Source organism: Hymenobacter sp. APR13 (genome assembly GCF_000737515.1).
In the GTDB taxonomy this organism is placed as follows: domain Bacteria; phylum Bacteroidota; class Bacteroidia; order Cytophagales; family Hymenobacteraceae; genus Hymenobacter.
Genome location: NZ_CP006587.1, coordinates 1,158,710 through 1,185,667, shown reverse-complemented (window position 1 = coordinate 1,185,667; position 26,958 = coordinate 1,158,710). Strand labels below are relative to the sequence as shown.

General features: G+C 63.5%; 24 protein-coding genes and 1 pseudogene. 7 read left to right on the top strand and 18 right to left on the bottom strand.

What is annotated here, in order from left to right; genetic code table 11:
• Positions 1 to 114: 114 nt before the first annotated feature.
• Both N008_RS05015 and N008_RS05010 read right to left on the bottom strand, forming a co-directional pair.
• Positions 115 to 2,511 (bottom strand): outer membrane beta-barrel protein, encoded by a 2,397-nt coding sequence (locus N008_RS05015; RefSeq protein ID WP_044014224.1) that lies wholly within the window; start codon positions 2,509 to 2,511, stop codon positions 115 to 117.
• Between the two features lie 132 nt (positions 2,512 to 2,643).
• Positions 2,644 to 3,246, bottom strand: coding sequence for a HupE/UreJ family protein (locus N008_RS05010; RefSeq protein WP_044014222.1), 603 nt, complete (start codon positions 3,244 to 3,246; stop codon positions 2,644 to 2,646).
• Between the two features lie 549 nt (positions 3,247 to 3,795).
• Here N008_RS05010 and N008_RS05005 point away from each other — a divergent pair.
• From N008_RS05005 to N008_RS23000, 3 genes are all read left to right on the top strand, one after another.
• Positions 3,796 to 4,287, top strand: coding sequence for a hypothetical protein (locus N008_RS05005; protein ID WP_156109026.1), 492 nt, complete (start codon positions 3,796 to 3,798; stop codon positions 4,285 to 4,287).
• A 4-nt stretch (positions 4,288 to 4,291) separates the two neighbouring features.
• A complete protein-coding gene (locus N008_RS05000) occupies positions 4,292 to 4,885 on the top strand; it encodes a hypothetical protein (protein WP_044014218.1) in 594 nt (197 codons plus the stop codon).
• Positions 4,886 to 5,013: 128 nt separating this feature from the next.
• Entirely contained in the window at positions 5,014 to 5,394 is a 381-nt protein-coding gene (locus N008_RS23000) for a hypothetical protein (RefSeq protein ID WP_156109025.1), read from the top strand.
• 64 nt (positions 5,395 to 5,458) lie between these two features.
• On the opposite strand, the gene clpB is transcribed toward N008_RS23000, so the two are convergent.
• The 5 genes and pseudogenes from clpB to N008_RS22275 all read right to left on the bottom strand — a co-directional run.
• The gene (gene clpB, locus N008_RS04995; RefSeq protein ID WP_044014216.1) at positions 5,459 to 8,077 is read right to left on the bottom strand and encodes an ATP-dependent chaperone ClpB; all 2,619 of its coding nucleotides are present in this window, start codon (positions 8,075 to 8,077) and stop codon (positions 5,459 to 5,461) included.
• Positions 8,078 to 8,212: 135 nt separating this feature from the next.
• The gene (locus N008_RS04990; RefSeq protein WP_156109024.1) at positions 8,213 to 8,626 is read right to left on the bottom strand and encodes a hypothetical protein; all 414 of its coding nucleotides are present in this window, start codon (positions 8,624 to 8,626) and stop codon (positions 8,213 to 8,215) included.
• Positions 8,627 to 8,777: 151 nt separating this feature from the next.
• On the bottom strand, positions 8,778 to 8,942 hold the full coding sequence (locus N008_RS22995) for a hypothetical protein (protein WP_156109023.1): 165 nt from the start codon (positions 8,940 to 8,942) through the stop codon (positions 8,778 to 8,780).
• 141 nt (positions 8,943 to 9,083) lie between these two features.
• On the bottom strand, positions 9,084 to 9,485 hold the full coding sequence (locus tag N008_RS04985; protein ID WP_044014212.1) for an NUDIX hydrolase: 402 nt from the start codon (positions 9,483 to 9,485) through the stop codon (positions 9,084 to 9,086).
• 163 nt (positions 9,486 to 9,648) lie between these two features.
• Positions 9,649 to 10,467: pseudogene (locus N008_RS22275) on the bottom strand (1-phosphofructokinase family hexose kinase); the annotation flags it as partial.
• Between the two features lie 446 nt (positions 10,468 to 10,913).
• On the opposite strand from N008_RS22275, the gene N008_RS04975 reads away from it, so the two are divergent.
• Complete coding sequence (locus N008_RS04975) at positions 10,914 to 11,453, top strand: GreA/GreB family elongation factor (protein WP_044014208.1); 540 nt, start codon at positions 10,914 to 10,916, stop codon at positions 11,451 to 11,453.
• 105 nt (positions 11,454 to 11,558) lie between these two features.
• A complete protein-coding gene (locus N008_RS04970) occupies positions 11,559 to 12,716 on the top strand; it encodes a PHB depolymerase family esterase (protein WP_081910617.1) in 1,158 nt (385 codons plus the stop codon).
• A 144-nt stretch (positions 12,717 to 12,860) separates the two neighbouring features.
• Here N008_RS04970 and N008_RS04965 read toward each other — a convergent pair whose 3' ends face one another.
• Positions 12,861 to 13,796 (bottom strand): NAD(P)-dependent oxidoreductase, encoded by a 936-nt coding sequence (locus N008_RS04965; RefSeq protein WP_044014206.1) that lies wholly within the window; start codon positions 13,794 to 13,796, stop codon positions 12,861 to 12,863.
• A 158-nt stretch (positions 13,797 to 13,954) separates the two neighbouring features.
• Here N008_RS04965 and N008_RS04960 point away from each other — a divergent pair, with 158 nt between their 5' ends.
• Complete coding sequence (locus tag N008_RS04960) at positions 13,955 to 15,004, top strand: methyltransferase domain-containing protein (RefSeq protein ID WP_044014204.1); 1,050 nt, start codon at positions 13,955 to 13,957, stop codon at positions 15,002 to 15,004.
• A 146-nt stretch (positions 15,005 to 15,150) separates the two neighbouring features.
• On the opposite strand, the gene N008_RS04955 is transcribed toward N008_RS04960, so the two are convergent.
• From N008_RS04955 to N008_RS04920, 8 genes are all read right to left on the bottom strand, one after another.
• Positions 15,151 to 15,444, bottom strand: a complete 294-nt coding sequence (locus tag N008_RS04955) for a glycine zipper domain-containing protein (RefSeq protein WP_052381206.1) — start codon at positions 15,442 to 15,444, stop codon at positions 15,151 to 15,153.
• A 176-nt stretch (positions 15,445 to 15,620) separates the two neighbouring features.
• Entirely contained in the window at positions 15,621 to 18,074 is a 2,454-nt protein-coding gene (locus tag N008_RS04950; protein ID WP_044014202.1) for a prolyl oligopeptidase family serine peptidase, read from the bottom strand.
• 284 nt (positions 18,075 to 18,358) lie between these two features.
• Positions 18,359 to 19,069: a pirin family protein gene (locus N008_RS04945; RefSeq protein WP_044014201.1), complete on the bottom strand. Its 711-nt coding sequence runs from the start codon at positions 19,067 to 19,069 to the stop codon at positions 18,359 to 18,361.
• 4 nt (positions 19,070 to 19,073) lie between these two features.
• Positions 19,074 to 19,652, bottom strand: a complete 579-nt coding sequence (locus N008_RS04940) for a nitroreductase family protein (protein ID WP_052381205.1) — start codon at positions 19,650 to 19,652, stop codon at positions 19,074 to 19,076.
• Between the two features lie 114 nt (positions 19,653 to 19,766).
• A complete protein-coding gene (locus tag N008_RS04935; protein WP_044014197.1) occupies positions 19,767 to 20,480 on the bottom strand; it encodes a pirin family protein in 714 nt (237 codons plus the stop codon).
• Positions 20,481 to 20,972: 492 nt separating this feature from the next.
• Positions 20,973 to 22,298 (bottom strand): serine hydrolase, encoded by a 1,326-nt coding sequence (locus N008_RS04930; RefSeq protein ID WP_052381204.1) that lies wholly within the window; start codon positions 22,296 to 22,298, stop codon positions 20,973 to 20,975.
• A 66-nt stretch (positions 22,299 to 22,364) separates the two neighbouring features.
• The gene (locus N008_RS04925) at positions 22,365 to 22,763 is read right to left on the bottom strand and encodes a hypothetical protein (RefSeq protein WP_044014195.1); all 399 of its coding nucleotides are present in this window, start codon (positions 22,761 to 22,763) and stop codon (positions 22,365 to 22,367) included.
• Between the two features lie 170 nt (positions 22,764 to 22,933).
• Positions 22,934 to 23,476 carry a hypothetical protein gene (locus N008_RS04920; RefSeq protein ID WP_156109022.1) on the bottom strand — a complete coding sequence of 181 codons (543 nt, stop codon included), beginning with the start codon at positions 23,474 to 23,476 and terminating at the stop codon, positions 22,934 to 22,936.
• A gap of 73 nt (positions 23,477 to 23,549) precedes the next feature.
• Here N008_RS04920 and N008_RS04915 point away from each other — a divergent pair, with 73 nt between their 5' ends.
• The gene (locus tag N008_RS04915; protein WP_044014191.1) at positions 23,550 to 24,425 is read left to right on the top strand and encodes a glutamate--tRNA ligase family protein; all 876 of its coding nucleotides are present in this window, start codon (positions 23,550 to 23,552) and stop codon (positions 24,423 to 24,425) included.
• A 122-nt stretch (positions 24,426 to 24,547) separates the two neighbouring features.
• On the opposite strand, the gene nfi is transcribed toward N008_RS04915, so the two are convergent.
• Together nfi and N008_RS04905 are read right to left on the bottom strand one after the other, a co-directional pair.
• Positions 24,548 to 25,234: a deoxyribonuclease V gene (nfi, locus tag N008_RS04910; protein WP_044014189.1), complete on the bottom strand. Its 687-nt coding sequence runs from the start codon at positions 25,232 to 25,234 to the stop codon at positions 24,548 to 24,550.
• A 177-nt stretch (positions 25,235 to 25,411) separates the two neighbouring features.
• The gene (locus N008_RS04905) at positions 25,412 to 26,578 is read right to left on the bottom strand and encodes a glycosyltransferase family 87 protein (protein WP_052381203.1); all 1,167 of its coding nucleotides are present in this window, start codon (positions 26,576 to 26,578) and stop codon (positions 25,412 to 25,414) included.
• Positions 26,579 to 26,958 lie beyond the last annotated feature (380 nt).

Here is a 26,958-nt window from a genome sequence, read left to right as displayed (position 1 = left end):
AGCTTGCCGAAGCATCTCTACCGCTTCGTCAGACGGTTCATCCGAAGCGGTAAAGATGCTTGGGCAAGCTCAGCATGACGTTCAGCGAGTTGCAAACGATTTTTCAGACACAGCCTAGTTGTTATCCTGCGCCTGCTCGATGCGCTTGGGCGCTTTGCTGGCCCCAATGTACCAGCTGAAGCCGAGGTAGCCAATGCGGCTTTCGCGTTTCAGGGTGTTGCGGGCCAGCAGCTCGGGCGTGGTGGTTTCGGTGAGGGTGCGGCGGGTGTTCAGCAGGTCGCTCACGCGCAGGATGAGGGCGCCGCGGCCCTGCAGCACCTGCTGGCGCACGGCCACATCGAGGTAGCCCACGGGGGCCTGGCGGGTTTGGGGCGTGAGCTGGGCGGCGCGGTAGGTGGCGGCCAGCTGCACATCGAGGCCGGCCGTGGGCGTGAAGCTGCTGAGCAGGCGTAATGAGCCGGTGGTGAGGCGGCGCGCGTCGGTATCAATGTCGCCGCGTACCTGCTGCCGCTGCACCGAGCCGCTGGCCGTCAGCTTCCACCAGGTAGCCAGCGTTTGGGTGAGGGCTACTTCCAGACCATAGGCCCGCACGCTGCCCAGGTTGCGGGGGGTGGTGCCCAGCACGGGGCCCGCCACGCCCAGCTGCTCGTTGTAGCGGGTGGCGGCCGAATCAAGCAGTTGGTAGGGCTGCAGGGCCTGGCTCAGGTGCTGGGCGTAGAGGGCCGTGTTGAGGCTGAGGCGCTCGGTGGTCAGCTCGTGGCCCAGCTCCAGGCGGTTGAGGTACTGGGGCCGCAGCTGCGGGTTGCCGCTGGTGTAGGTGCGCAAATCGGTGAAGAAAGGCGTGGGCAGCAGCTGCTGAAACGTGGGCCGGTCGAGGCGACGCTGGTAGCTGAGCTGGAGCCGCTGCTGCTTGCCCACCTGCCGCCCCACCGTAGCCGACGGAAACAGGTTCAGGTACCGAAACCGGAAGGGGGCCTCGGTGGTGGTGGCGCTGCCCTGGGCCGCGGTGTACTCGGCGCGCAGGCCGGCCTGGCCGCTCCAGGTGGGGCCGGTGTAGCGGGTGGTGGCGTAGGCGGCCTGCACGGCCTCGCGGTAGGTGCCCGCCTGGTTGCGGGCGGCTACCGGCTGCCAGGGCTGGCCGGCGGCGGCCTGCTGGCGGAACTGCAGGTCGGTTTCAATATGCTGGTACTGCGTCTTCAGGCCGGCTTCCAGCACCGTTCTGGGGTTGAGGGGGCGCACCACGTCGAGCTGGCCGGCTACGTTGCGGAGCGTGAGCAGCAGGGTGCTTTCCAGCTGGGGCAGCTGCTCGGGGCCGGCCGTCAGCTGCTGGCGGTTGCGTACGTCGCCGGGGCCGCCGTAGTAGCTCAGGCTGGCCTGCAGGCGGCGGCCGGGCTGGTCGGCCCATTGCCGGCGGTAGTCGAGGGAGGTTTGCAGCACCCGCCCGCCCTCGGCGTAGGTGTTGCGCGAAGCTGTCCGCTGCAGGCTGGTGCCATCGGCGGCCCGGAAGTCGCCTATTTGTTCGAGGGTGCGGCTGTAGCGGTTCAGGTAGGGCACCACCGAGAGGCTCAGCTCGCGGGTGGGCGAGAGACGGTAGCTCAGGCTCACGGGCAGGTTGTGCAGGTAGTTGTGCTGGCTGCCCTGGCCGGTCTGGCGCAGCACGGTACCTGGCTGGTGGTACTGCACCGTCTGGTCCGAGACCTGCGCGAAGCGGCTGTTGAACCCGTTGTACTGCACCGCCACATTCAGGCGGCCGGTTCGGCGGTTGCCGCCCACGCTCAGGTTGTACTTGCCGCCGGTGCCGGCCAGCAGGCTGCCGTTCTGGTTCCAACCGGACTTCTGCTCCTTTTTCAGCACCAGGTTGATGATGCCGCCCGCGCCCTGGGCGTCGTAGCGGGCCGAGGGGCTGGTGATGACCTCCACGCGGGCCACGGTGCCGGCGGGTATCTGGTCGAGGCGCAGGGTGGTGTTTTTGCCGTCGATAAGCACGGTGGCCGCTTGGCCGCGCAAACTCACCCCGCCCCCGTCGGCCACGGTTACGGCGGGCACGTTGCGCAGCACATCGGCCACGGTGCCACCCGCGCTGGTCAGGTCCTTGCTCACCTCAATCACCTTCTTGTCTAGCCCCTCCTGCACCACCGGCCGCTCGGCCTGCACCGTCACTTCGCGCAGCTGAGTGGCAGCCTCGCCCAGCGTGAGGGCAGGCAGCTGCAGGGCTTCGGCGGCCACCGTCAGCAGGCGGCGCTGGGGCTGAAACCCCACCATGGATACCCGCAGCACGTAGCGGCCGGGAGTGGGGGCAATGAGCTGGTAGCTACCATCGGGGCCCGTGGCGGTGCCCAGGGCGTGGGCCGAGTCGGCGGGGGCAAAGAGCAGCACGGTGGCGCCGGGCACCGGCTGGCGGCTGCCGTCGAGCACGGCGCCGCGCACGGGCGTTTGGGCCAGCGCCCCGGCGGGCAGCAGGCTGGTGGCAAACAGGAAACCTAAAGAGCGGAGGTAGCAGGCAGTTGGCATAACGAACAGAGAAAGGCGTTGAACGTGCCCAAAACTGTCGTTTAGCCCCGCCGAAAGCAGCCGAAAACGTGGCAACTCCGGAAAAAACCGTGCGAGCCGGGGAAAAACCCGTGCGAGTAGTTACCTCACCACTCAGCCCACCAGCAGCACCAGCGCAATACCCATGGCCGCCCCACTGACCACCAGCAGCCAGTCGCGGCGGTGCACGCCGAAGCCGCGCAGCAGCAGCAGCCCCAGCAGCAGAATCAAACTCACAATCAGCAGCTGGCCCAGCTCCACGCCCACGTTGAAAGCCAGCAGCTCCAGCACCGGCCGGCTCTGCTGGCCCAGCAGCTCGCGCAGGTAGCTGGAAAAGCCCAGCCCGTGAATCAGGCCGAACCCCATGGCCAGCAGGTTGGGGAGGGCCAGCACCACCGGCTCGGGCCGGCTCACACGTCCCAAGCGAGGCTCTGCGCGGCGCGCCCGCACCAGATTTACAGTGCAGGTCAGCAAGATGGTTATCGGAATCAGCTTTTCAATCAGGCCAGGGCTGTAGCCTACCACCTGCAGAGTGGCCAGGGCCAGCGTCAGGGAATGGCCCAGTGTGAAGCTCGTAACCAAGGCCACTACGCGGCGCCAGTCGGCCAGCACGTAGGGGGCACACAGAGCCAGCAGAAACACTAGGTGGTCGTAGGCCTGCAGGTTGAAGATGTGGAAAAACCCAAGCTGCAGGTAAGTCTGAAACAAAGACGCCATGTCGCAAAGCTACACGGGTAGCTGAATATAGGGTAGTTGGGGCAGAACGCAGCGCTGCCACCGCTGCTACCGTCTGGTGGCGACGTAGCGACGGTGGCAGGCCGGTAAGTGTGGTTAGGAAAAGGGAACGGGAGCTAGTACAATAGCTTGGTCGGACACCTCCATTCCCAGCAGCGGGGGAATCCGGAAATGGAGGTGTCAGACAACGGGTAGGGGAAACCCAAATGCGTTTAAACTGTAATATATTCAATAATTATTTGTAAATATATAAGAACTTATTGAGTGTGCAATAGCTGGGTGCTAAAATTTTATCAACTGGCTTCTGACACCTGCAACTAACCATAATAGCCGCGCAAATGCAGATGGCAGGGGGCCCCACCGCCACCGATCAATACCGCTCGCGCGTCTTTTTTCAGGATGCTTACGTGGTGCCCAGGTCAGGGAGGCAATGGTTTACGGTGGGGCGGTAGTTTCTCAGGCCAAATAGGACTTCGGTTCGGCCCGAATGGTATATTGCGCCGTAGATTCGGTTTTATTACCCCTAGGTTTATGTTATTTCGAGTATTGTGCATCAGCGCACTGCTGTTGCCGGGGCTGGCCAAAGCGCAGGCACCCATCAACCTGCCTTCAGAAACCTTCAAGCAGCAGCTGCGCAACCAGTACATGCGCAACGATACCGCCCAGGCCATCATTAGCCTGTACAGCAAGCGCCAGGCGGGCGGAGTGAGCTGGATGGTGGGCGGCGCGCTGGCCGGGCTGCGGCTGGCTACCAGCGGCGGCCGCGAGGTAGCAAGCGGCCCCGGCTACTCGGTTTCTCAAGACGCCCCTTCGGCCGGTGTAGTGCTGCTGGCGACGCTGCCGTTTGTGGGCTACGGCTTGGGCAAGCTGCTGCACTACGGCAACGCCAACCTGGCCGCCCAACTCACGGCCTACGGGGCCGGGCAGCCGCTGCCGCGCAGCCTGCGCCGCAAGCTCAAGCCGCGCTTCTTCAGCACGCCCATCATTCAATACACGCCGGTACCGGCTACGCCTGCCAAGTAACGCTATGCGCGCTTTTTTACTTCTGCTGATTCTGCTGCTGACGAGCGTGGCAGGCTATGCCCAGCAAGCACCCGCCGCAGTATCCGGCGTTGCGCCCGTTGCCATAGCGCCCGCCACGGCCGCACCTGCCGATTCCGGTGCGGTGCTGCTGTTCAATGGTTGGTACCTGCCCCGCTTCGCCCCCAAAACCACTGAGGCCGACACCACCGGGGCGCTGCTGAGCCTATTTCGGAAGCGCCGCTACGCCGGCTGGCTCTATACGCTGCCCTTCATTGCGGGCATGACGCTGGCCCTGCCCATTTCCTCCACCGACCGCTACGGCCAGACCACCGTCGCTGACGAGGCCGTTTCGCCGCCGCTGGGCGTGGCCCTGCTGGCGGGCACCGTAGTAGGCTTCATCACGCACGCCAGCAAGTTCAACAAAGCCCACTTGGTAGCCGTGGACAAATCTTATGCCGCCGGCCAGCCCATTCCGGCCAAGTACCGCAGCCAGCTCAACGCCAGCCATTTTCAGGAAGCCGCCTACCTGCGCGAAGCCCTGCGCCAACAGATGGAGCGCGAGCAGCTGCAGCGTCAGGCTGCGGAAGCTGCTAAATAACGTTGAGGCAGCCTTGGTCTTCACTTCGCATAACCAAGAACCTGTTTGTGCGGCGTCAGGCGCGCTTCAGTATCAAAACAAAAAGCCGCGCCGATAAAGAATTCATTCTCCTATTCACCCTTTTCCATATGATTGCATATTTATCTCGAACCTGCGCTTTCACTGGCTTATTAGCACTCAGCGCTTTTTCATCGTTTGCCCAAACTACTCAACCAGCAGATTCATCTAAAGCCGTACAACGCTTATTTGCCAAACGGCGCACCGGCAGTACCATTCTGGCATTGCCAAGTGGTTACTTTTTTGGCTACGGCGCCGTGGCTACTGCCCGAGGAATTGACGGCGCCCCAACTACGCTGGGATTAGGTGTAGTACTGTCGGCCGTTGCCATTGCGAAAAACGCGCGGTTCAGCAAAGCAAAGGAAGAAGCCATCCTGAGTGCTTATCAACAAGGCAAGCCTATTCCGAAGAATATCCGACGCCGTCTGAAGAAGAAACACTTTAACGCCTAGCCTTATCACATAAAAAGCCCCGCCGGCACAACGCCAGCGGGGCTTTTCACTTACGCTAATCGGCTTACGATACAGCGGGCATCTCCACGTTGTTGAAGCGGATGCCGCCGTCTTCGAGCACGGCTTCCACCACCGCATCCTTGCTCACGCGGCCCGAGAGAATGTCCTTCGACAACTCGTTGAGCACCAGGCGCTGCAGTACGCGCTTGAGCGGCCGGGCCCCGAAGGTGGGGTCGAAGCCCTGTTCACCCAGGAAGTCGAGCACCTCGTCGGTGGCTTCCAGGCGGATGCCGGCTTCTTCCAGGCGCTGCTGAATCTGGCGGAACTGGATGTCCACGATCTTGCGGATTTCCTTGCGCTTGAGGGGCTGGAACATCACAATCTCGTCGATGCGGTTCAGGAACTCGGGGCGCATGTGCTGCTTGAGGCGGTCCACCACTTCCTCGCGGGTGCGGTCCACCACTTCGTCGTGGTTGTACTCGCTGAGCTCCTTGAAATTCTGCTGAATGATGTCGGCCCCCGTGTTCGAGGTCATGATGATGATGGTGTTCTTGAAGTTCGCCACCCGGCCCTTGTTGTCGGTGAGGCGGCCATCATCCAGCACCTGCAGCAGAATGTTGAACACGTCGGGGTGGGCCTTTTCGATTTCGTCGAGCAGCACCACCGAGTAGGGCTTGCGGCGCACGGCCTCGGTCAGCTGGCCGCCTTCGTCGTAGCCCACGTAGCCGGGAGGCGCCCCAATCAGGCGCGACACGGCGTGGCGCTCCTGAAACTCGCTCATGTCGATGCGCACCATGGCGTTTTCATCGTTGAACAGGTACTCGGCCAGCGCCTTGGCCAACTCGGTTTTACCCACGCCGGTCGTGCCCAGGAAGATGAACGAGCCGATGGGCCGCTTGGGGTCCTGTAAACCGGCCCGGGAGCGGCGCACGGCGTCGCTGATAGCCGCAATGGCCTCCGATTGGCCGGCCACGCGCTTGCCCAGCTCGGCCTCCAGGTTCAGCAGCTTCTCGCGGTCCGACTGCAGCATCTTGCTCACCGGAATGCCGGTCCACTTGGCTACCACCTCGGCAATGTCCTCGGAAGTCACCACTTCCTGCAGCATCGAGCCGCCTTCCTTGCTTTTGTCGGCTTCGGCCTGGGCCTGCAGCTCCTTTAGCTTGGCTTCGGCTTCCTGAATCTTGCCGTAGCGCAGCTCGGCCACGCGGCCGTAGTCGCCCTGGCGCTCGGCCTGGTCGGCTTCCAGCTTGTAGCGCTCAATGTTCTCCTTCTCGGTCTGAATGCTGGTGAGGGCCGATTTCTCGTTTTCCCACTGCGCCTTCAGGTCGTCGCGACGGGCCGAGAGGTCGGCAATGTCCTTGTTAAGCACGGCTTCCCGGTCGTGGTTTTCCTCGCGGCGGATGGCCTCGCGCTCAATTTCCAGCTGCATGATGCGGCGCTGCACCTCGTCGAGCTCCACGGGCATGGAGTTCAGCTCGATGCGCAGCTTGGCGGCGGCCTCGTCCATCAGGTCGATGGCTTTGTCAGGTAGGAACCGGTCGGTGATGTAACGCGAGCTAAGCTCCACGGCGGCAATAACGGCATCGTCGGTAATCCGCACGCCGTGGTGCAGCTCGTACTTCTCCTTGATGCCGCGCATGATGCTGATGGCGTCCTCCACGGTGGGCTCGTCCACCATCACGGCCTGGAAGCGGCGCTCCAAAGCCTTGTCCTTCTCAATGTACTTCTGGTACTCCTTGAGCGTGGTGGCCCCGATGGCGTGCAACTCGCCGCGGGCCAAAGCCGGCTTGAGCAGGTTGGCCGCATCCATGGCCCCGTCGCCGCCCGCGCCGGCCCCGATGAGCGTGTGCATCTCGTCAATGAACAGGATAATCTGCCCATCTGAGTCAGTTACTTCCTTGATGACGGCCTTGAGGCGCTCCTCAAACTCGCCCTTGTACTTGGCCCCGGCAATGAGCAGGCCCATGTCGAGGCTCATAATCACCTTGTCGCGCAGGTTTTCGGGCACGTCGCCGGCCACGATGCGCTGGGCCAGGCCCTCCACAATGGCGGTTTTGCCCACGCCCGGCTCACCCAGCAGCACGGGGTTGTTCTTGGTGCGCCGGCTCAGAATCTGGAGCACCCGGCGGATTTCCTCGTCGCGGCCAATCACCGGGTCCATTTTGCCGGTGCGCACCTGCTCGTTGAGGTTGCGGGCGTAGCGGTTGAGGCTCTGGTACTGGTCCTCGGCCGACTGCGACGTGACCTTGCGGCCCCCGCGCAGCTCCAGAATGGCCGCTTTCAGGTCTTTTTCGTTGAAGCCGGCGTCCTTCATCAGGGTGGCCACGGCGTCCTTGCCGCTGAGCAGCCCCAGCAGCAGGTGTTCCACCGACACGTATTCGTCCTGGAACTCCTTGAGGTATCCGGTGGCGCGCTGCAGTGCGGCGGCGGTTTCGTTGGCGAGGTAGGGCGAGCCGCCGCTCACCTTGGGGTAGGCGGCCACCAGGGCATCGAGGCGGGGCGTGAGGATGTTGAGGTTGGCCCCCAGCTTCTTGGCCACAAACGACAGCACGTTCTCGTCGCTCTGGAACAGGCCCTTCAGCAGGTGGCCGGTTTCAATGGCTTGCTGTTGGTTGGCGCCGGCAATTTCAGTAGCCTTCTGCACGGCCTCCTGCGCCTTGATGGTATAGTTATTAAAGTTCATGGTTTGCTTTCGTCGTAGGGTGAGACTTCGCAGTGGAAGGTTCTACGAGGGGACTAGCAAACGGGGTGCAAGGATGTTTTTGCTGACTTTTTGGCTTGTATTTGAATTATGGGCTGATTTTATTGTGTCAAAATTTCAGCTTAGGCCGCTATCATCCGGCTGATTAGGCTTCGCGGCCTCCATGGCCTCGGGCACGATGTACAGCTCCTGAAACATCTGCTCCACCTGTTGCTTCAGGCCCGGCTCCGGATTGGCGCGACACTCCAGAAAATAAGCACTTATAACGGGCAACGGGTGGTGAATGAATCGGGTAGGCCCCACAAACGCCGTAACCGTGTTCAGATATACCCGAAACCGCTTGGTAGTAGCCCGGCCCTCGCCCAGCAGGGCTTCGCCCACAAAGCCCGCCGAAGCAAATGGGTCGCGGCGACAGATATCCAGAAAAACCCGTGTACAGGTGGTCAGAATGCGGAAGGCATCTCCATCATTTACCAGCAGCTTAAACCGGTTGGGGGAGGCCTTCAGTGCCAGCGGATAGTATTTGAGCACATACACGTGATGTTGATACTGCTCGGCCTCCACGACATACCGCCGGTTTTTACGGGTACGAAACGTGTAATAGTGCGTGCAAACCAAAGGGCCATCTTTATGGGATGGCCCTTTGCGGTAATGAAACGGGTAGCCTTCACCTAGCTCGCGCTCAAATGGCATACTTGTAAGCATTACGGCGCAACCGAATCAAATCCTCTTCACTGAGCGTGTCAAACTTGAATTGCTTGGCATATTCGCGGGCCTGGGCCAGCCGCTGCTCTTTGGTGAGCTTGGTTGGTTCTGTGGGTGTTGGCTTGTTATCGGTGGTTCCCATAATGCAGCAGGGTTAAGTAGCTGTAATACTGCGAAGATACGGCAAAAGGTTCAGCTGGCGGCGCTGTATGACTCACTCCGGAGCCTCCAAAACTACCGGATTCCAGGGTGGAGCCCAACTGCTTTTCTGCAACTTGGTTGGCTATTCCCCCAACTCCCCCAATTCCCGCAGCCAGTCGAAAATCAGCTGGTCTACGGCCGAAACCTGGGGGCGGTGGCGGTAGGTGAGCCAGACTACCTCCTCAATTTCGGCGGCGGGCTGCAGCTGGCCGGTGTAGGTGGCGGCGTAGAGCGTCATTTGCACCAGTACGTCGGGGGCGTGGCCGTGGGCGGGGGCCGTGAACACGCCGCGCAACTGTAGGCTGGCCGGGTCCAGCGTCACGGTCAGCTCCTCCCGGATTTCGCGCAGCAGCGTATCGGCGTCGGTTTCGCCTAGCTCGCGCTTGCCGCCGGGCAGGTAGTACCGGTCTTTGCCCCGGCTGCGGGTGCTGAGGATGCGGCCGTCGTGCAGGTGCAGCCAGGCAATTTTGTCGATGAGAGGCATGGGGCCGAGGGTAGGGCAGGAGGCGTGCCGTGGCTATGCGCGCTGTGGCAGGCGCTGCAGCAGGCCCTGGTAAAGGCGGTCTACGTCCTGCTTGCGGAACAGCTCGGTGCCGGGGGTTCATGGTGGCCGCCGAGCCGCAGGCCACGCCCAGGCGGGCCGTTTCGGGCAGGCTTAGGCCGGTGCTGAGGCCGTACACCAAGCCGGCCACCATACTGTCGCCGGCGCCCACGGTGCTGCGCTTTTTCACGGCGGGAGCCGGCACGTGGTCCACGGCATCTTTCGTGACCACGCAGGCGCCCTGCGGCCCCAGCGACACCACCACTATTTCGGCCTGGCCCTCGCGCACCAGCTGCTGGGCGGCGGCAGCTACGGCCTCGTCGTCTAGCTCTTCCACGCCGGTCATCTTGCTCAGCTCGCCCACGTTGGGCTTGATCAGGTACACGCCTTCCTGCAGGATGCGCTGCAAAGCCGGGCCGGAGGTGTCGGCAATGATGCGGGTACCGGCCTGTTTGGCCCAGCGGGCTATTTCGGCCAGAAACTCCGGTTCCACGCCGGGGGGCAGGCTGCCGCTGATGACCAGAAACTCGGGCACTTCGGGCAGGTCGCGCAGGGCCGCCAGCACTTGCTGCTGCTCGGCCGCGGTCAGCTCGGTGCCGGGCATACCGAAGCGGTACTGCTGACTGCTGGAGGCATCTACCACAATGAAATTTTCGCGGGTGCGGCTGGCTGTTTCCACGGCCAGCTGCTGCACCTGCTCCTGCGCCAGCAGCTCCTGCAGCAGCTGGCCGGTGGGCCCACCGGCCGGAAACACCGCCACCGAGTCGGCCCCCAGCCGGCGCAGCGCCCGGCTCACGTTGATGCCGCCGCCGCCGGGCTCGAACTTGGGCGCGGCGCAGCGCAGCTTCTGGTCGGGGATGATGTGGTCGGCAGTGGTGCTTTTATCGACGGTCGGGTTCAGGGTAAGCGTGACGATGCGGGCCATAAGCGGGGGTAGAGTGAGGGCGGCGCTGACACTGGCAGCGCCGCAGGAAAACGGGAAATCCGGGAGCAACAAGAACTGAAAATTGCAGGAAATCTGCCGGCCGGCGCGGCACTACTGCCCGGGCGCCGGCTAACGGCGGCAGCTGGGAAAGCAGGAGGCATGGCAGCGGGCCGGCAGAAGCTGCAGGTACGACGGTGTACCGGTGCGGGACCTGCCGGGTTGTGCGGTGCCGGTGCTGGGCCGTGGCCGGCCGCCCATGGACAAGCCGCAGCGGCCGGATTTTCGTCGCGTATCAGCCGGCGCGGTGGTCTGGTTTGGGCGGTTGCGTCGGCTGTCGCTGCTGTGGGCGGCTGTAGGCGGCCGAAGCCGGGCCCCGCAGGTTGGGGCCCAGCCGGCCGGGCCCGCCGCGGCCCCAACCTGCGGGGCCGGCCTGCGTTAGCACAGGCATGAGCCGTGCATTCACCAAAGAAGACGATTCGCTGGAGGCGCCCATTGTGCCGCCCCGCGCTCCCCTGCCGCCCGGCATGGCCAACTACGTCACGCCCCGGGGGCTGGCTTTGCTGCGGGCCGAGCTGACCACGCTGGATGCGGCCCGCACCCGCGCCGAAGCCAACCGCGAAAACGACGCCGACCGTACCCGCCTGCTGTCTCTTTACAACGCCCAGCTCGCGGCCCTCAACGCCCGGCTCGGCAGTGCCCGGCTGATAGACCCGCGGGCCCAGCCGCCCCAGGAAGTGCGGTTTGGTGCCACCGTGACGCTGCGCACCCGCACCGGCGGCCGGCCCGGTACCGAGCGGCGCTTCACCATTGTGGGCGTAGACGAAGCCGACGTGGCCGAAGGCCGGCTGGCCTTTGTAGCGCCCATTGCCCGGGCGGTGCAGGGCGCGCAGTTGGGCCAGCTCGTAACGCTGCAGCTGGGCGGCCAGGAGGAAGTGGTGGAAGTAATCGGCATTTCCTACGACGACCTGGCGCTGCCGGCCGCCTAGCTGCAGCGCGGGCCGCCGGTCATAACTCAGCTGCTTTCGGATAAGCCCTTTGGGCCCTCCCGGCTGGCTTCATTCCTTTTACACTTCGTTTTAAGCCCCTGTCCTATGCGCCTTCGATTTCTACTCTGCTGCGGCCTGTTGCTGGTCGCGTCCGGCCTGCGGGCCCAGTCCACCATCACCGGCACCATCCGTTTCGGGGGCGCCGTGCGCGACTACCGCCTCTACGTGCCGCGGGCCTACACCGGAAACCAAGCGGTGCCGCTGCTGCTCAACCTGCACGGCTACGGTTCCAACAACCTGGAGCAGGAGCAGTATGGCGACTTCCGGGCCATTGCCGACACCGCTAATTTCCTGGTGGTGCATCCCAACGGCACCCTCGACGGCACCGGCAGCCGCTACTGGAACACGTTTACGCCCCCCGGCAGCGGCGGCCCCAACGACGTAGCATTTCTGGCTGCCCTGATTGACACGCTCAGCGCCCGCTACCGCATTGACGCCAACCGGGTGTACAGCACCGGCATGAGCAACGGCGGCTTTATGAGCTACGAGCTGGCCTGCCAGCTGAGCGGCCGCATTGCCGCCATTGCGTCGGTTACGGGCAGCATGGTGGCCAGCCGTCAGGCGGTGTGCATGCCGGGGCGGGCGGTGCCCATCCTCGAAATCCACGGCACCGCCGACGGCACCGTGCCCTACAACGGCAACATCCTGTTCTTGCCTATCCCGACGCTGCTGGCCAGCTGGGTGCAGCGCAACGGCTGCAACCCCACGCCAATCATCACCCAAGTGCCCGACATCAACACCGCCGACGGCAGCACCGTGGAGCGGCAGCTATACACGGGCGGCCGCAATGGCAGCGTGGTAGAGCACTACCGCATCATCGGGGGCGGCCACACCTGGCCGGGCGCGCCGGTGAACATCGGCGTCACCAACCGCGACATCAACGCCAGCCGGGAAATCTGGCGCTTCCTGCGGCCCTACCGCCTGACTGGGCTGGTGACATCTACCAAGCCCGAAACCTCCGGCCGGCTGTTGCAGCTGGCGCCCAACCCGGCGCAGGAGCTGGTCACGCTGCGCGCCGAAGCCGGCCAGCCGCTAACCCGGCTGCGCGTGACGGATGCGCTGGGCCGCGTGGTGCCGGCCACCCCGCGCCGCACTTCCGACGGTAGCCTGCAACTGTCTATATCCGGTTGGGCGCCCGGCATCTACTGGGTGCAGGCCGAAGTAGCCGGGCAGCCGGTGGTGCGCAAGCTGGTGAAGGAGTAGACAGACGGGCTGCTTTTTTGGAGGCGCAGGAATTTTATTCAGAGCGTCATGCTGAGTTTGCCAAAGCAACTCTACTGCAACGTTTATTCAACGAAGCGGTAGAGATGCTTCGGCAAGCTCAGCATGATGTTCAACTAACGCTTCTCAATACCCGCGGGCCAGCTGTACCAGGTTTTGCAGCGGCTGCTGGTGGCGCAGGCGGTGCAGGTTGTCGAGCAGGATTTCCACTTTGCCTTCGTCTTCGCGGGGCTGGCCGCCGCCGCTGTGCTGGGTGAGCAGCACATTGGGTAGGCTCCACAGCGGATGGTCGGCGGGCAGCGGCTCCTGGGCCGTTACGTCGAGGACGGCGCCGGCCAGGCGCCCGGCTTGCAGGGCGGCCAGCAGCGCGGCCTCGTCGGTGGTGTTGCCGCGCCCGACGCTGGCGTAGAGCGCGTGGGCGGGCAGGGCCTGCACCATGTCGGCCGAGAAAAACTGGTCGGCGCTGCCGGGCAGGCAGTTGATTACCAAATCGGTTTCGGGTAGCGCGGCCAGCAGGTCTTCGCGGGAGTGGAGCTGGGCACGGGCATCGATGCGAGCCAGCAGCTGCACGTGGCAGCGGAACCCCGCCAGCTGCTCGGCCACGGCCTGCCCGATGGCGCCACTGCCCAGAATCACCACCCGTTTGTCGCGCAGCAGGCCCACGCGGCCCCGGATGGGGCCGCCCACCCACTGCCGCCGGCTCTGCAGCACGGCCAGCTCCGGAATGGCGCGGTACCAGCCCAGAATGCCCGCCACAATAGTTTCGGCGCAGGGCCACGCGAAATAGTCGCCCACGTTGGCCACCGGAAACGCCACCCGCAGCTCCTGATACCGGTCGATGCCGGCCGAGTCAATCTGCCAGAACTGCAGCGCGGCCGGCGCCCCGGCCGCAAACCACTCCGGCGGCGGGTTGCCAAATACTACTTCGGCCTGTTGAAAAGCCGCCTGCTGCTGGCTTTCCGGTAGGTCCTGCCGGAAAGTGGGGTGGATGCCGGCGGGCAGCTGCTGAAGCAGCAGCTGGCGGGCCGGGTCGTTGAGCGTTGCGTACACGAAGAGTTGCATAGCGTGCTTGTTCTTGAAATCCTGCCTGCGGGTTGCAGTCGAGGTTGGAAATGCCCGCATTGTATCAGGCGCTGGTCGGAGCGCGCCGGCCAATCAATCTGAAAAACCTGATAGCTTCGTAAGTCAGAATCCTCTCACACGTATCACGCTAGCTTTACATGCAAGACCTCACGCACAACCAGGTTCAGGACTACTACGGCCAGCAGCTGCGCACGCAGGATGACCTGCAAACCAATGCCTGCTGCACCGACGATATACCCGACGAGCACAAGCGGATTCTGGCTCAGCTGGAGTCGGAAGTGCTGGAAAAATACTACGGCTGCGGCGTGGCCGTGCCGCCGCTGGTGGAAGGCTGCACCGTGCTCGACCTGGGCAGCGGCAGCGGCCGCGACGCCTATCTGCTGTCCAAGCTGGTAGGGCAGGAGGGCCACGTAATCGGGGTGGACATGACCGAGGAGCAGCTGGACGTGGCCCGCCGCCACATCAACACGCACACGGCGCGCTTCGGCTACTCGCGGCCCAACGTGGAGTTCCGCCACGGCTACATCGAAGACCTGCACTCGGCCGGCCTGCCCGACAATAGCGTGGACGTGGTGGTCAGCAACTGCGTGCTCAACCTTAGCACCGATAAGGAAGCCACCTACCGCGAGATTTTCCGGGTGCTGAAGCCCGGCGGCGAGCTGCACATTGCCGACGTCTTCTCGGACCGCCGCGTGCCCGAAGTGCTGCGCCAAGACCCCGTGCTGTACGGCGAGTGCCTGAGCGGCGCGCTCTACATCGACGATTTCCGGCGCCTGCTGCAAAAGCTGGGCGTCGATGACTACCGCCTCACGGCCAGCCGCCGCCTCACCATCGGCAACCCCGAAATTGAGGCCAAAGTGGGCAACATCGGCTTCTACTCGCTCACGGTGCGGGCCTTCAAGCTGGCTCTTGAAGACCGGTGCGAAGACTACGGCCAAGTGGCCACCTACCTCGGTACTATCCCCGGCCACCCGCACGCCTTCGTCCTCGACGACCACCACCGCTTTGAAACCGGCCGCCCCATGCTGGTGTGCGGCAATACCGCCGATATGGTGGGCCAGACCCGCTACGGCGCGCACTTCCGCGTGCTCGGCAGCAAGGAGCAGCACTTCGGCCTGTTTCCGTGCGGCCCCACGGCCGCCGCGCCCGCCGGCACCGATGCCGCGGTGGCGTCCTGCGGCTGCTAACGGCGCCAGCCAAGGTGCCAGCTTGGCTTCACTAAGTAAGTAGTCCTGTAACGATAGGCTGAGTGCTCAATACTCCTGTCTGATTGCTAAAAAGGCCCCGTACCAATTGGTACGGGGCCTTTTTGCTGACGTCGAATGTCAGGAAACTAGTCTTTCTTGGAGTACTGGCGGTAGCGGACCGGGTCCTTTTTCTTGTCTTTTTTGCGGCCGATGATGGCCCCGCCTACGGCCCCAGCCGCGCCGCCAATGATGGCGCCTTTGCCCCGGTCGCCTTTACCGGCAATGACGGCGCCGGCCGCGGCACCCGTGCCACCCCCGATGATGGCGCCTTTGCCTTTCCGGCTCATGCCCGACTGGGCGGCGGCGTCGGAAGCGGAAACCGTGCTGCCCAGCAGCAAGACGGCCGACAGCATGGCCGCATATAGTTTGATGGTCTTCATGTCAGTGGAATTTAGCAGTTGGAAAACTGATATATGCCCCTAAAACGGCCGGTGGAATGGTTGGGTTGTAAGCAGGGCATAATATTGCACATCAGGAATATGCCAGCCTGCCGGTAACAAAAAAACACCCCGAACCAGATGGCCCGGGGTGTTGGGAAATGCGTTGGCGGAGCTAGCTAGTTGCCGGGCGCCTGCGCACCGGCCGGTACCGGCGCCGAGCCTACGGTGGCCGGCGTTTTCACGTACTTATTCAGCCAGGAGTTCATCTCCCACAGCATGTGCATGATGGACTCACGGGCGGCGTAGCCGTGGCTTTCGGCGGGCAGCACCACGTAACGCACGGTGGCGCCGTGGCCTTTCAGGGCGTTGTAGAACCGCTCACTCTGGATGGGGAAAGTGCCGGAGTTGTTGTCGGCCTCACCATGAATCAGCAGGATGGGCGTCTTGATTTTGTTGGCGTAGTTGAACGGCGACATGGCGTTGTAGACCTCCGGGGCCTGCCAGTAGGTGCGCTCCTCGCCCTGGAAGCCAAACGGCGTGAGCGTGCGGTTGTAGGCGCCGCTGCGCGCAATGCCGGCCCGGAACAGGTTGGAGTGGGCCAGCAGGTTGGCCGTCATGAAGGCGCCGTAGCTGTGGCCCATCACGGCCACGCGCTTGGGGTCCACCACGCCCAGGCGCTGGCCTTCGTCGATGGCGGCTTTGGCCGAGGCCACCAGCTGCTCGGTGTAGGTGTCGTTGGGCTCTTTGGTGCCTTCCCCCACAATCGGAATGCTGGTGCCCTGCAGCACGGCGTAGCCCTGCGTCACCCAATACACCGGCGAGCCCCACGAGAGGCGCGTGAAGGTGTAGGGCGAGCCTTTCACCTGGCTGGCGTCCTTCTTGTCCTTGAATTCCACGGGGTAAGCCTCCAGCAGCGTGGGCAGCGGGCCGTCTTCCTTTTTGTAGGTGGGCGGCAGGTAGAGGTTGGCGGTCAGGTCGACGCCGTCGGCGCGCTTATACTTGAGTACCTGCTTTTTCAGGCCGCCGAGGCTGGCGTAGGGGTTGGCAAACTTGGTGAGCGGCGTGAGGCGGTTGCTGCGGGCGTCGCGCAGGAAGTAGTTGGGCGCGTCCGTCACCGACTCGCGGCGGGTGATGAGTTGGCGCTTGCTTTCGTCGAGGATGGTAATGGGCTGCTCGTAGAACGGCGCCTCCGAGCGCCACCAGCGCAGAATCTTCTTGGTACGCACGTTCATCTCGTCCACAAACGGCCGGTCGCCTTCCGGCGAGGCACCGTTGCTCAGCAGGTAAATGGTGCTGCTGGTAGGGTCGGTGGCCAGCACCTGGCGGCCCAGGGCGTTGCGCTTCAGGTAGGGCGTGCCGGGGTCGGTGTAGGTGTCCTGCGACGAGCGGTCGAACAGGACGGTGAGCGAGGTTTTGGTGGCCAGGTCCAGCGTCCAGGTGGTTTCGTGGCGGTCGGCCCAGCGGTAGCCCTGCACCAGCGCCAGCTTGTCGGTGCCCCAGTAGATGCCGGCGTAGCGCATGGGCAGCGCGGCCAGCTCCAGCGGCGCGCCCTCAAACGGGGCGGCCAGCGCAAATACTTTGTCGCGAATAGGGGCCGCCGTTTTGGGGTCGCCGCCGTCCTGGGCTTCCACCCAGAACACGGTGGCCGGGGCATCTTCGCGCCAGCCGTGGGCCCGCGGGCCGGTAGGGGCCGCGTCGAAGCTGGTAGGCACGTTATCGGCCAGCGGCAGGTCTTCCAGCGCCTTCACTACGGGCCCGTCGATGCTCAGAATGTCTACCCGCACCGGGAAGCTGCTCACGGGCAGGGTGTAGGAAAACGGCCGGTGGCGCGTCTTCACCAGCACGTAGCGGCCGTTCGGCGACGGCGAAGCCTGCTGAATGATGCCCGGCTCGCCGAGCGGCTGCATCCGCCCATCCGTAGTCACACGCACGGCCTGCGACAAGGCGAAATACTGGAATTGCCGCTCGTCGGCGGGGTTTTTCAGCAGATCCTGGTAGGTGCGGGCGGCGGCGGTGCGGCCGTTGTTTTCCTGAATGGTGGGGCCGGTGGGGGCCACCGTGGCCGACGGCACCTCGCCGCGGCCGCCCACAATGGCGCGGGCAATTACGGCTTTGCTATCGGACACCCACTCGTAGCTGGAGCCAAATACGCCGTTCAGAAAGATGTTCGGCACCAGCCGGGCTGAGGCCGACGCCACATCCGCCAGCCACAGCTCGATGTGGTTGTTGGTGGTGTGAGTGAAGGCAATCTTGGTGTTGTCCGGCGACCAGGTGACTTCGCTGATGCGGGCGTTAGCCGGCAGGCCCTGGATCAGCAGTTCCTTGCCGTCGGGCAGGCGCTTGAGGCGGAGCATGGTGGCGTAGGTCACGCGGCTGGGCCCGTTGGTGCGCGGGTTGATGCGCAAGCCCGCCAGGCGCAACTCCGGCTGCGACAGGTCGGCGATGGTGGGCATGTCCTGCACGTCGAGCTGCAGCATCCACTGGCCATCGGGCGAGATGCTCACGCGCGGCGTGGGCGGCGTTTCGGCCAGGGTGGCAATGGCTTTGGGCGGCAGCTGGTAGGGCAGATCCTGCGCCCGGGCGGCCAAGCTGGCCAGCGCCAGCGCAACAAAGAGAAGAGTTTGTTTCATATGAGTAAGCAGACGCAGACCAACGGATTCGTCGGCAAAAGTCGGTATTTAATCCCGGCTGAATAGCATAGGCGTATCATAATCTGTTGGTTGTGAGGGCGCGGGCTGCTGGCAATAGTGAGTTTCGGCCGGCACGCCGCTCCAAAAACGCCATCAGAGCTTTATCTGCCCCTTCTGCAAGCCTGCTGACGACCAATCTGGCAGGCCGCAAACGCCACCGGCCCGGCAACGCTGTGGTTGCCGGGCCGGTGAGTATGGAAACGGCCAAAGCCGCCCGCAAGCGCCTAGTGATTGATAGGCGCTTCGATGACGATAAACTTGCTTTCCGCCTCGCAGCTGATGTGCACGTCGGCGGTTTCCCACAAACCCAGGCTTTCGCGCGGCGCCACGGCCTGGCCGTTCACGGTCAGCTGGCCTCCGAGCAAAAAGATGAACACGCCCTTGTTGAGCGGGTTCAGCGTGTAGTCTACGGTCTGGCCGGCGTCGAAGAAGCCCAGCGAGAGTTTCGCGTTCTGGTTGATCCAGCAGTGGGCCGTGCCTTCTTCGTTGCTGACGATGGTGGTGAGGCGGTTGCGGCGCTTCTCGGCCGGGAAGTGGCGGCGCTGGTAGCGGGGCGTCACGTTTTGCAGCTTGGGCTCAATCCAGATCTGCAGGAAGTTCACCTCGTCGTCGCCGATGTTGTGCTCCTCGTGGCGCAGGCCGGTGCCGGCGCTCATAATCTGCACCCAGTCGGTGGCCACCTCCTCGGAGTAGCCCAGCGAATCCTTGTGGTTCATACGCCCGGCCAGCATCACCGAAATGATTTCCATGTTGGCGTGGGCATGCAGCCCGAAGCCACCGCCCGGCTGCACAAAGTCGTCGTTGAAGACGCGTAGCAACCCGAAGCCGCTGCGGGCCGGGTTGGCGTAGGGCCCAAAGCTGAGCGAGAAATTGCTCTGCAGCCAGCCGATGTCCTTCAGGCCGCGGTCGGCGGCGGAAATGAGAATGTGTGGCATAATACTAGGCTGGTAGTTGACCGTGAAAGGCAATTTCGCTCACAGGCTTGCGCTGGCGGGGCGCTTTCTCACGGCTCAGAAACGGCTCTTCCAACTGGTCGGCCTCGCCGACGTAGCCCAGCGCCAGCATGGCCACCGGCTGCAATGACTCCGGAATCCGGAAGGCTTCACGGGCCTTATTCGCATCGAAACCCGCCATGAAGTGGCCGTGCAGGCCCAGGGCCGTGGCTTCCAGGATCAGGTTGGCATTGGCCATGCCCAGGTCGTGGAGGGCGGCGCTGTTGGGGTTGCCGTTGTCGTAGTGCGTTTTCACCAAGGACAGGATGAGCACCGGGGCGTTTTTGGCCCAAGGCTGGTTGCCGGGCAGCAGGCAGTCTACCAGCTTCTGAAACGTGTCCTGGTCGGATTTATGGGCGTAGATATAGCGCCAGGGCTGCTCGTTCATGGCGCTGGCCGCCCAGGCGGCGGCCTCAAACACCTGGTTCAGGGCGTCGGGCGCTACGGGCTGGCTGGTGAAGGAGCGCGGGCTCCAACGCTTCCGAATCAGCTCGTGGACAGGATAGGTGGTGGGGGCGTGACGCATAATTACGGAAGAGGAAATTGCAGATGTAACGCGAAGTTTTACTTCGCGGAATCAGGCGAAAACGCCAAGTGCGGCTGGGTGTGGTTGGCGCGGGGCGCGAAGTGGAACTTCGCGTTACAGGCTCATGGGTACGTCCATCAGCAGCAGGCGGGTGTTGCTGTCGGCCTGCACCGTGAAGGACGTGGTGTCCCAGATGCCGAAACCGTCGCGGGCGTGCAGGGCCTGGCCGTTGATGGTGGCGTCGCCTTCCAGCACGAACACGTAGACGCCGTTGCCGGAACGCTTCACTTGGTAGTCGGCGCTGAAACCGGCGTCGAAATCGGCCAGGTGAAACCAGGCATCCTGATGAATCCAGACGCCGGCGTCATCGGGGTTGGGCGAGAGAACCTGCTGAAACTGGTTGTGGCGGTCGGCGGCCCGGAAGCTCTGCTGGTCGTAGCGGGGCTGCACGCCGCGCTTGTTCGGAAACACCCAGATCTGCAGAAACTTCACTTCCTCGGTGCGGCTGTGGTTTTTCTCGCTGTGTGCGATGCCCGTGCCGGCGCTCATCACCTGCACGTCGCCGCTCTGGATGATGCCGTGGTTGCCGGCGTTGTCCTTGTGCTCCAGCGTGCCGGCCAGCGGAATGCTGATGATTTCCATGTTGTCGTGCGGGTGGGCGCCGAAGCCCATGCCGGCGGCTACGGTGTCATCGTTGAGCACGCGCAGCACACCAAAGTGCATCCGCTCCGGGTTCTGGTAGCCGGCAAAGCTGAACGTGTGGTAGGAATTGAGCCAGCCGTGGCTGGCGTGGCCGCGGGAGCCGGCGGCGTGCAAGAGCGTTTGCATGATCGGGAAGTTGAAACAGGTCTGAAGGAAGCCGCGGGGTGCGGTTTGTGATGCAATATGTGTACATACATCAATTGCTTCCTAAAAGTTTACTTCATTTCCGATGTTCTGTTTTGAAGGGGGAGGTTGATGAGCCTTAGTTCGGCGGCTGTTGAAGTCGCCGGGCCAGTCGTCGCACAAACGGCGCGCTCGGGACGCCTCACCCCCCGGCCCCCTCTCCGAAAAAGGAGAGGGGGTGCCAGGCGACGTCGGCTGGCGCATAAACCTTGTGGTGTCTGAGAGAAGTGAAACAGCCGCATAGCGGCGGCAGATTTATCAGGTTGTGTCTGTAAAGCCGGTTGAAACTATCCGAACGTCATATTGAGCTTGCCGAAGCATCTCTACTGCTTCGTTGCAGTAATATCCCACTAAAGCGGTAGAGATGCTTCGGCAAGCTCAGCATGACGTTCAGCCACAGTACAGTGTCTAAATCCTGGGCTACGGAGCAGTTTCCTACTGCTTCTGCAGCTTGCGCGAGGCCAGCACGCGGCCCTGGGCGTCCAGCCATTGTACCAGGTACAGCCCAGGCGCCACGCCAGCCACCGATACTTCCGTTTCGGTGGGGGCAGTGGGGGCGGGCCATTGCCGGGCCACCTGGCCGCGGCTATCGAGCAGGCGCACGGTGCGGCTGCCGGCCGGGGCGCCCAGCGTGAGGGTGGTGGTGGCGGGGTTGGGGTAGAGCGGGAGGGTGGCGGCTACGGCGGAGTTGGCCGCCAGCGGCCGGCATTGCATGGTGGCTGTCAGGTAGCGCCACAGCTCGGTATCAAACGACGACACCGCCAGCCGTGAGTCGCCGGCCGACTTGCCCTGGCGCACCACCACCAGCCCCAGGCTGGGCACCACGTAGATTTTCTGGTCGTTTTTGCCGAGCGCCGCAACCAGGTCGGCGGGGGCCGTGGGGATGAGCGGGCCGTTGAAAACGAGCTGCAGGCCCGGCAGCATGTAGGAGGGCTGGCCGTTCAACCACCAGAGGTAGCCGTAGCTGCGGTTGAAGCTCTGCGAGGGCGTGGTCATGCGGCGGAAATAGGCGGTATCGCGCAGGATGGCGGTGCCGTTCCAGGTGCCGCGGGCCAGCGTGAGCAGCCCGAAGCGGGCCATGTCGCGGGCCCGGCTGTAATACACGTCGTTCACCCACAGCCCGCTCATGCCGATGCGGCCAGCCAGCTTCTGGTTGGTGTACTGGTTGATGGTGAGGCCGCTGGCCTGGGCCAGCACGTTCTGCAGCAGGCGGTAGGGGCCGGTGTGGTAGGCCCAGCGCGTGCCGGCGTCGGCGCGGTAGAGCAGGCAGCCGGGGCTGGTGCTTTCGTTGTCGCAGGGTGGGGGCAGGGCGTCGTTGAGGCCGGTGCTCATCGTGAGCTGGTGGCGCACCGTAATGCGGCCTTCCTTGGCGGCCGGCGCCGACGTCCAGCTGCGGCCGAGGTAGCGGGAGGTGCTGTCCTGGAGCTGCAACAGGCCATCCTGCTGGGCCACGCCCACCAGCGTCGCCGTCAGCGACTTGCCCGCCGACGCCCAGTACCAGACAGAATCCTGTGTGAACGTGCCGTAGTAGCGCTCCACCACCAGCCGTCCGTCTTTCAGCACCACAAATGACTTGGTGCCCTTGCGGCCCAGAAACGCCACCAGCGAATCGAGCTGGGGCTGGCACCAGCCCAGGCTCTGGGGTGTGGTAGTGGCCCAGGTGCCGCTGGCGGGCGGAAAGTACAGGGGCGTTTGCTGCGCCCGGCCCGGCAGCACCGGCAGCAGCAACAGAATCAGCAGGAAGCGTAGAACGTGTTTCATAGGGCAACTACAAGTATAGCGGTTGCCAGATGGATAGCGAAACGGCGGCCGGGTTTAATGTGAAGCTCAGCGGCGCAGCACCAGCCCTTGGGAGTCGGGCGGGTCGGCAGTTACTGGCACAGAGTTAAGCTGGAAGCGGCGGCGTGTAAGCTGGGAGCAAGCACAGCAGCCTTTGCCTTCCTCGAAAGCCAGCTCGATATTCGTGACATCGTACTGGCGCTGCGCCGCCGGAACCAGCACCCGGTAGCTGTATTGTTCGAAGCGGAGGCTACCGCCAGGCCGAGGCAGAAACCCACTTAAAGGCAAGTCAAAATCACGCGAATAAAAATTAAAAGAAGAATCGCGCTGCCGACGCATCGTGTCGAGAGGTTGTTGGTAGTTGTTCAGGGTATAGCGCACCACATACGCCGAGCGCACTTCCGCCCACCGGAATCCGCCGTTCAGGCTGTCGGTGTCAAAACGCAAAAAAAGCCCTCAGCCAGGCACGTGTCGCAGTTTTTGGTGCCGCAGCAACCGGCCAGAATGGCGGTCAGCAACCCGGCAGTCAGGAAGCGAAATAGCATAGACAATCAGGGTTAAGTATGCTTCAAGCTTGTGTAAAAGCCGCGCTACCAGAGCCGCCGTCCGACCGGCTTCTACCGGCTCAGCACCGTGCCCGAGTAGGAAGTGCCGTCGGCGGTGACGGGGCGGCTGTTGAGGAAGTAGCGGCGACGGGTGTTGTAGGAGCAGGGGCAGCAGCCGGTGCCTTCCTCGGTGCTGATTTCCAGGTTGCTGACATCGAACTCGCGGTTGGCCAGCGGCACCACAATGCGGTAGCTGGAGCCCAGAAACTGCGCCGCCGTGCTGATTTTACCGGCAAACAGCAGGTTGAGCACCACGTCGCGGTTGGAGTAGCCGAAGCCCTGGTAGATGTTCTGGAACTTCTGCCGGATGGTGTCGCGGGGCTGGGTGAAATCGGGGTTGGCGTAGCGCACCACGTAGGCAGAGGCCACCTCGGCCTGCCGGAAGCCGTTGCGCAGCGTGTCGGCGTCAAGGCGGAACAGCACCAGCTCGTCGGCAAATGGGTCGCAGGCGTCGCAGTCGACGGTACCGCAGCCGCAGCCAGCCAAGGCGGCGCTCAGCAGGCCAGCGGCCAATAGGCGAAAGGGTAGTAGGCGGAAGGGTAGAGAGAAGATCATAGAATAGGAAGAGAGGAATGAATACCGCGCAGTTGCATACAGCACCGTAATTTGCCGGCCCTGCAATATACTTATGCTGCCTTCAGAACCGATAGTATCGCGCCTAGCGCCTACGCCCAGCGGCTTTTTGCACCTCGGCAACGCCGTCAACTTCACCCTGACCTGGCTGCTCACGCGGCACGCCGGCGGCACGCTGCACCTGCGCATCGACGATCTGGACCGCGCCCGGTTCCGGCCCGTCTACCTCGACAACATCTTCCAGACAATTGAGTGGCTGGGTGTCGACTACGACGCCGGCCCCAGCGGCCCCGCCGACTTCGAGCAGTACTACTCGCAGCGCCACCAGCTGCCCGCCTACGAGGCCGTGCTGCAGCAACTGGCGCAGGTGTCCGGCCTGCTGGAAGCTAGCACCCGCTCCCGCACCGGCGCCACGCCCGCCGTCACCGTGCCGCTGCACACACCCGCCGCCGCCTGGCGCGCCCAGGTGCCGCCCGACACCGAAATCAGCTTCCCGGATACGGCCCAGGGCCCCACCACGGTGCCGCTGGGCGCCCTGATGCCCGATTTTGTGGTGCGCAAGAAAGACGGCGCCGCCGCCTACCAGTTGGCGTCGGTGGTGGATGATCTGCGGCTGGGTACCAACCTGCTAGTGCGCGGCCTCGACCTGCAGGCCAGCACCGCCGCCCAGCTCTGGCTGGCCCGGCAGTTGCCCGAAACTGCGCCGTTCAACGCCGCCCGCATCCGGTTCCATCACCACAACCTGCTGCTTTCGCCCGATGGCCAGAAGCTCTCAAAATCCACGCAGGCGGGTGGCTACGGCGGGATTGTGCACGAGGCCGCAGGCCCGCAGGTGGTGTACGAAGCCGTGGCCCGTCTGCTTGGCTTGCCGCCCGGCCCGGTTGGTTCGCTGCCGGAGCTGGCGGACAGGTGGCGGGAGGCGGCTGGTTGAACGGCGTAGAGACGCAATATTTTGCGTCTCGTCGTTGAACGGCCCGGAGCCGCGCTACCCGAATAACATCAGCAACGACGAGACTCCAACTATTGCGCCTCTACACCGTTCACGCAACCCATCTACCGCAGCTCCTTCTTGAACTCCTCGGCCCAATGGTCGGCCAGGCGGGTAGGTTCGGGGAGCTTGTAGCCGCGCAGACAGGCCAGCGTGAGGCGGGTGGCGGTGGCTTGGTCGCAGCGGTGGCCGGGGCTCACGAACAGCGGCAGCACTTTGTCTTTGCTGCGGATGACTTCGCCCAGCAGCTCGCCGCTCCGGTCTGTGAGCGGGCTGATGCTGCCTTTGGTGGGGGCTGGCTCCTGAAATGTACCGGTCAGCTTCTGCTTGGCCACCCCGAACGTGGGCATATCCAGCATGACGCCGATGTGGGCCGCAATGCCCATGCGACGCGGGTGCGCAATGCCGTGGCCGTCGACCATGATGATGTCGGGCTTCTGGCGCAGCTTTTCGTAGGCCAGCAGCACGTTGGGGGCCTCCCGAAACGACAGCAGCCCCGGAATGTAAGGCAGCGTCACGGCGCTGGTGTGGTACACTTTCTCCACCAGTTCCAACGACGGAAAGCGCAACACCACAAATACCGACAGGATGGTATCGGGCGTGGGAAACGACGAGTCGCAGCCGGCAATGAAGGCGGGTTCGCGCAGCAGCGGCTCCTGTCGCACTTCGGCGCGCATCGTGTCCTGCAGCTGCGTCAGCTCCCTGACGATAAGCGGATCGGCGGGCGGGCCGGGCGGGCGGTAGTAGGCCATATGGTGGGGTGGCGGATGGGCGGAATGGTGGGGTAGTAGCGGAAACCGCTTACGCAGAACGGTGCCTGGCTGTAACGGTTGTCAATCGTCGTACGGGACTATGTACGCAACCGGCCAAGGTTCTGCGCGAGTTTGGGATGACAGTTTCTCGCCCAACTTCCTCAATCCGCCATTCCACTACTCCATCAACCCACCAGCTACGCCCTCCAGCCGCTCGCGCCACTGGGGGAAAAAGAGCAGTTGGGTCTGGATGAGAACCCAGGCCAGAATCATGGGCAGCACTTTCAGCTTGTAGGGGTCGAAGAAGTTGTCGCGCACCGAGGAAGGGAACAGGTCGGTGGCCGAGAGGGTAGTGAGCACCGCCACCAGCACCAGCAGCGGCAGCGCCAGCGGCGTGCTGCGGCGGTAGTACATCCACCAGAGCACAAAGCCCGCTACTGGAATGATAAACGTCGGCGACTCGGCCATCTGGTTGAACACCACCACGAAAATCAGGATGGCCGACACGTAGAGGCGGCGGTAGTCGGGGTGGCGCCAGAAGCGCCAGTGCACCAGTGGCAGCAGCAGCAGCAGCAGCCCGGCCGCTTGCACCGGGCCTTTGGGCACATTCAGGTTGAACCACGCATCGAGCAGCCCCATCAACGAGAGCTGCACCGCCGTGGCCGAGGCCCGCACGATGTCAAACCAGCCCTGATAAATCATCAGAAAGTCAGCCCACGATGTGACCAGCAGCGGCGAAAACGCCAGCGCCAGCCCAAACAGCGCCGACCACAGCACGCCGCGCACCAGCTGCGTGGGGTAGAACAGAAACAGCAGCCCGATACCGATGCCGTAGATTTTAATGAACAGCGCCAGCATCAGACACAGCGCCGCCCAGGCCGTTTTCTGGTTTTCGAGGTTGATATACACCCACAGCATAAGGCCCACCAGCAGGCAGTTGGCCTGGCTGTTGTGGAAGGCCGTCATGGAATCAATCAGCAGCAGCAGCAGAAACAGCATGCCGCGGTTGGTGTCGGGAAACAGGCGCCGGCCGGCCGTGTAGAGCACCACGCCGTTGAGCAGGTTCCAGCCCAGCAGCCCCAGCCAGTCGGGCAGCACCGCAAACACGCCCATAAACAGCGCAAACGTGGGGCTGTACTTGTAGGTGTCGTAGTAGTACTGCGGATATTCGAGGTAGAGGTTTTTACCCTCCAGCAGGTTGAAAAACGGCTTCGCGAAAATGTAATAGTTGTTGATGCTGCCCTTGAGGTAGTGCTGGGCCGTGACGATGACAATAAGCACCGTGTAGACCACAGCCACAAAACGAGGATTCAGCAACACGCGGGAGTAGCGGGCAGGCAGCATAGGCAGAAGGGAATAGGAGCGGCAAAAGTACACCGATTCGCGCCTCCGCCGCGCCTCAAAGATGGCCACCACCTCCCGGCACCAAACCAATTGGTTTGGTGCCGGGAGGAAACCTCAGAGTAATGAAACAATCGTTTTTGGGCCGGGAGGAAACCTCAGGGCAGCAAAACAAATGGTTTAGGGCCGGGAGGACGCCTCAGAGGAGGAAAACAAATGGTTTGGTGCCCTGAGGATGCCTACCTGCCCAAAAACAAATGGTTTTGCTGTGTAAGGACGTTCGCGCGCAGTAAAGCAAAAGGTTTCTCTCAACTCCAACCTCGGCCCAGCGGAGAAACGGCGCACTTCCAACCCCTGCCCGGCCTCCCGCGTTAGCAGCACAG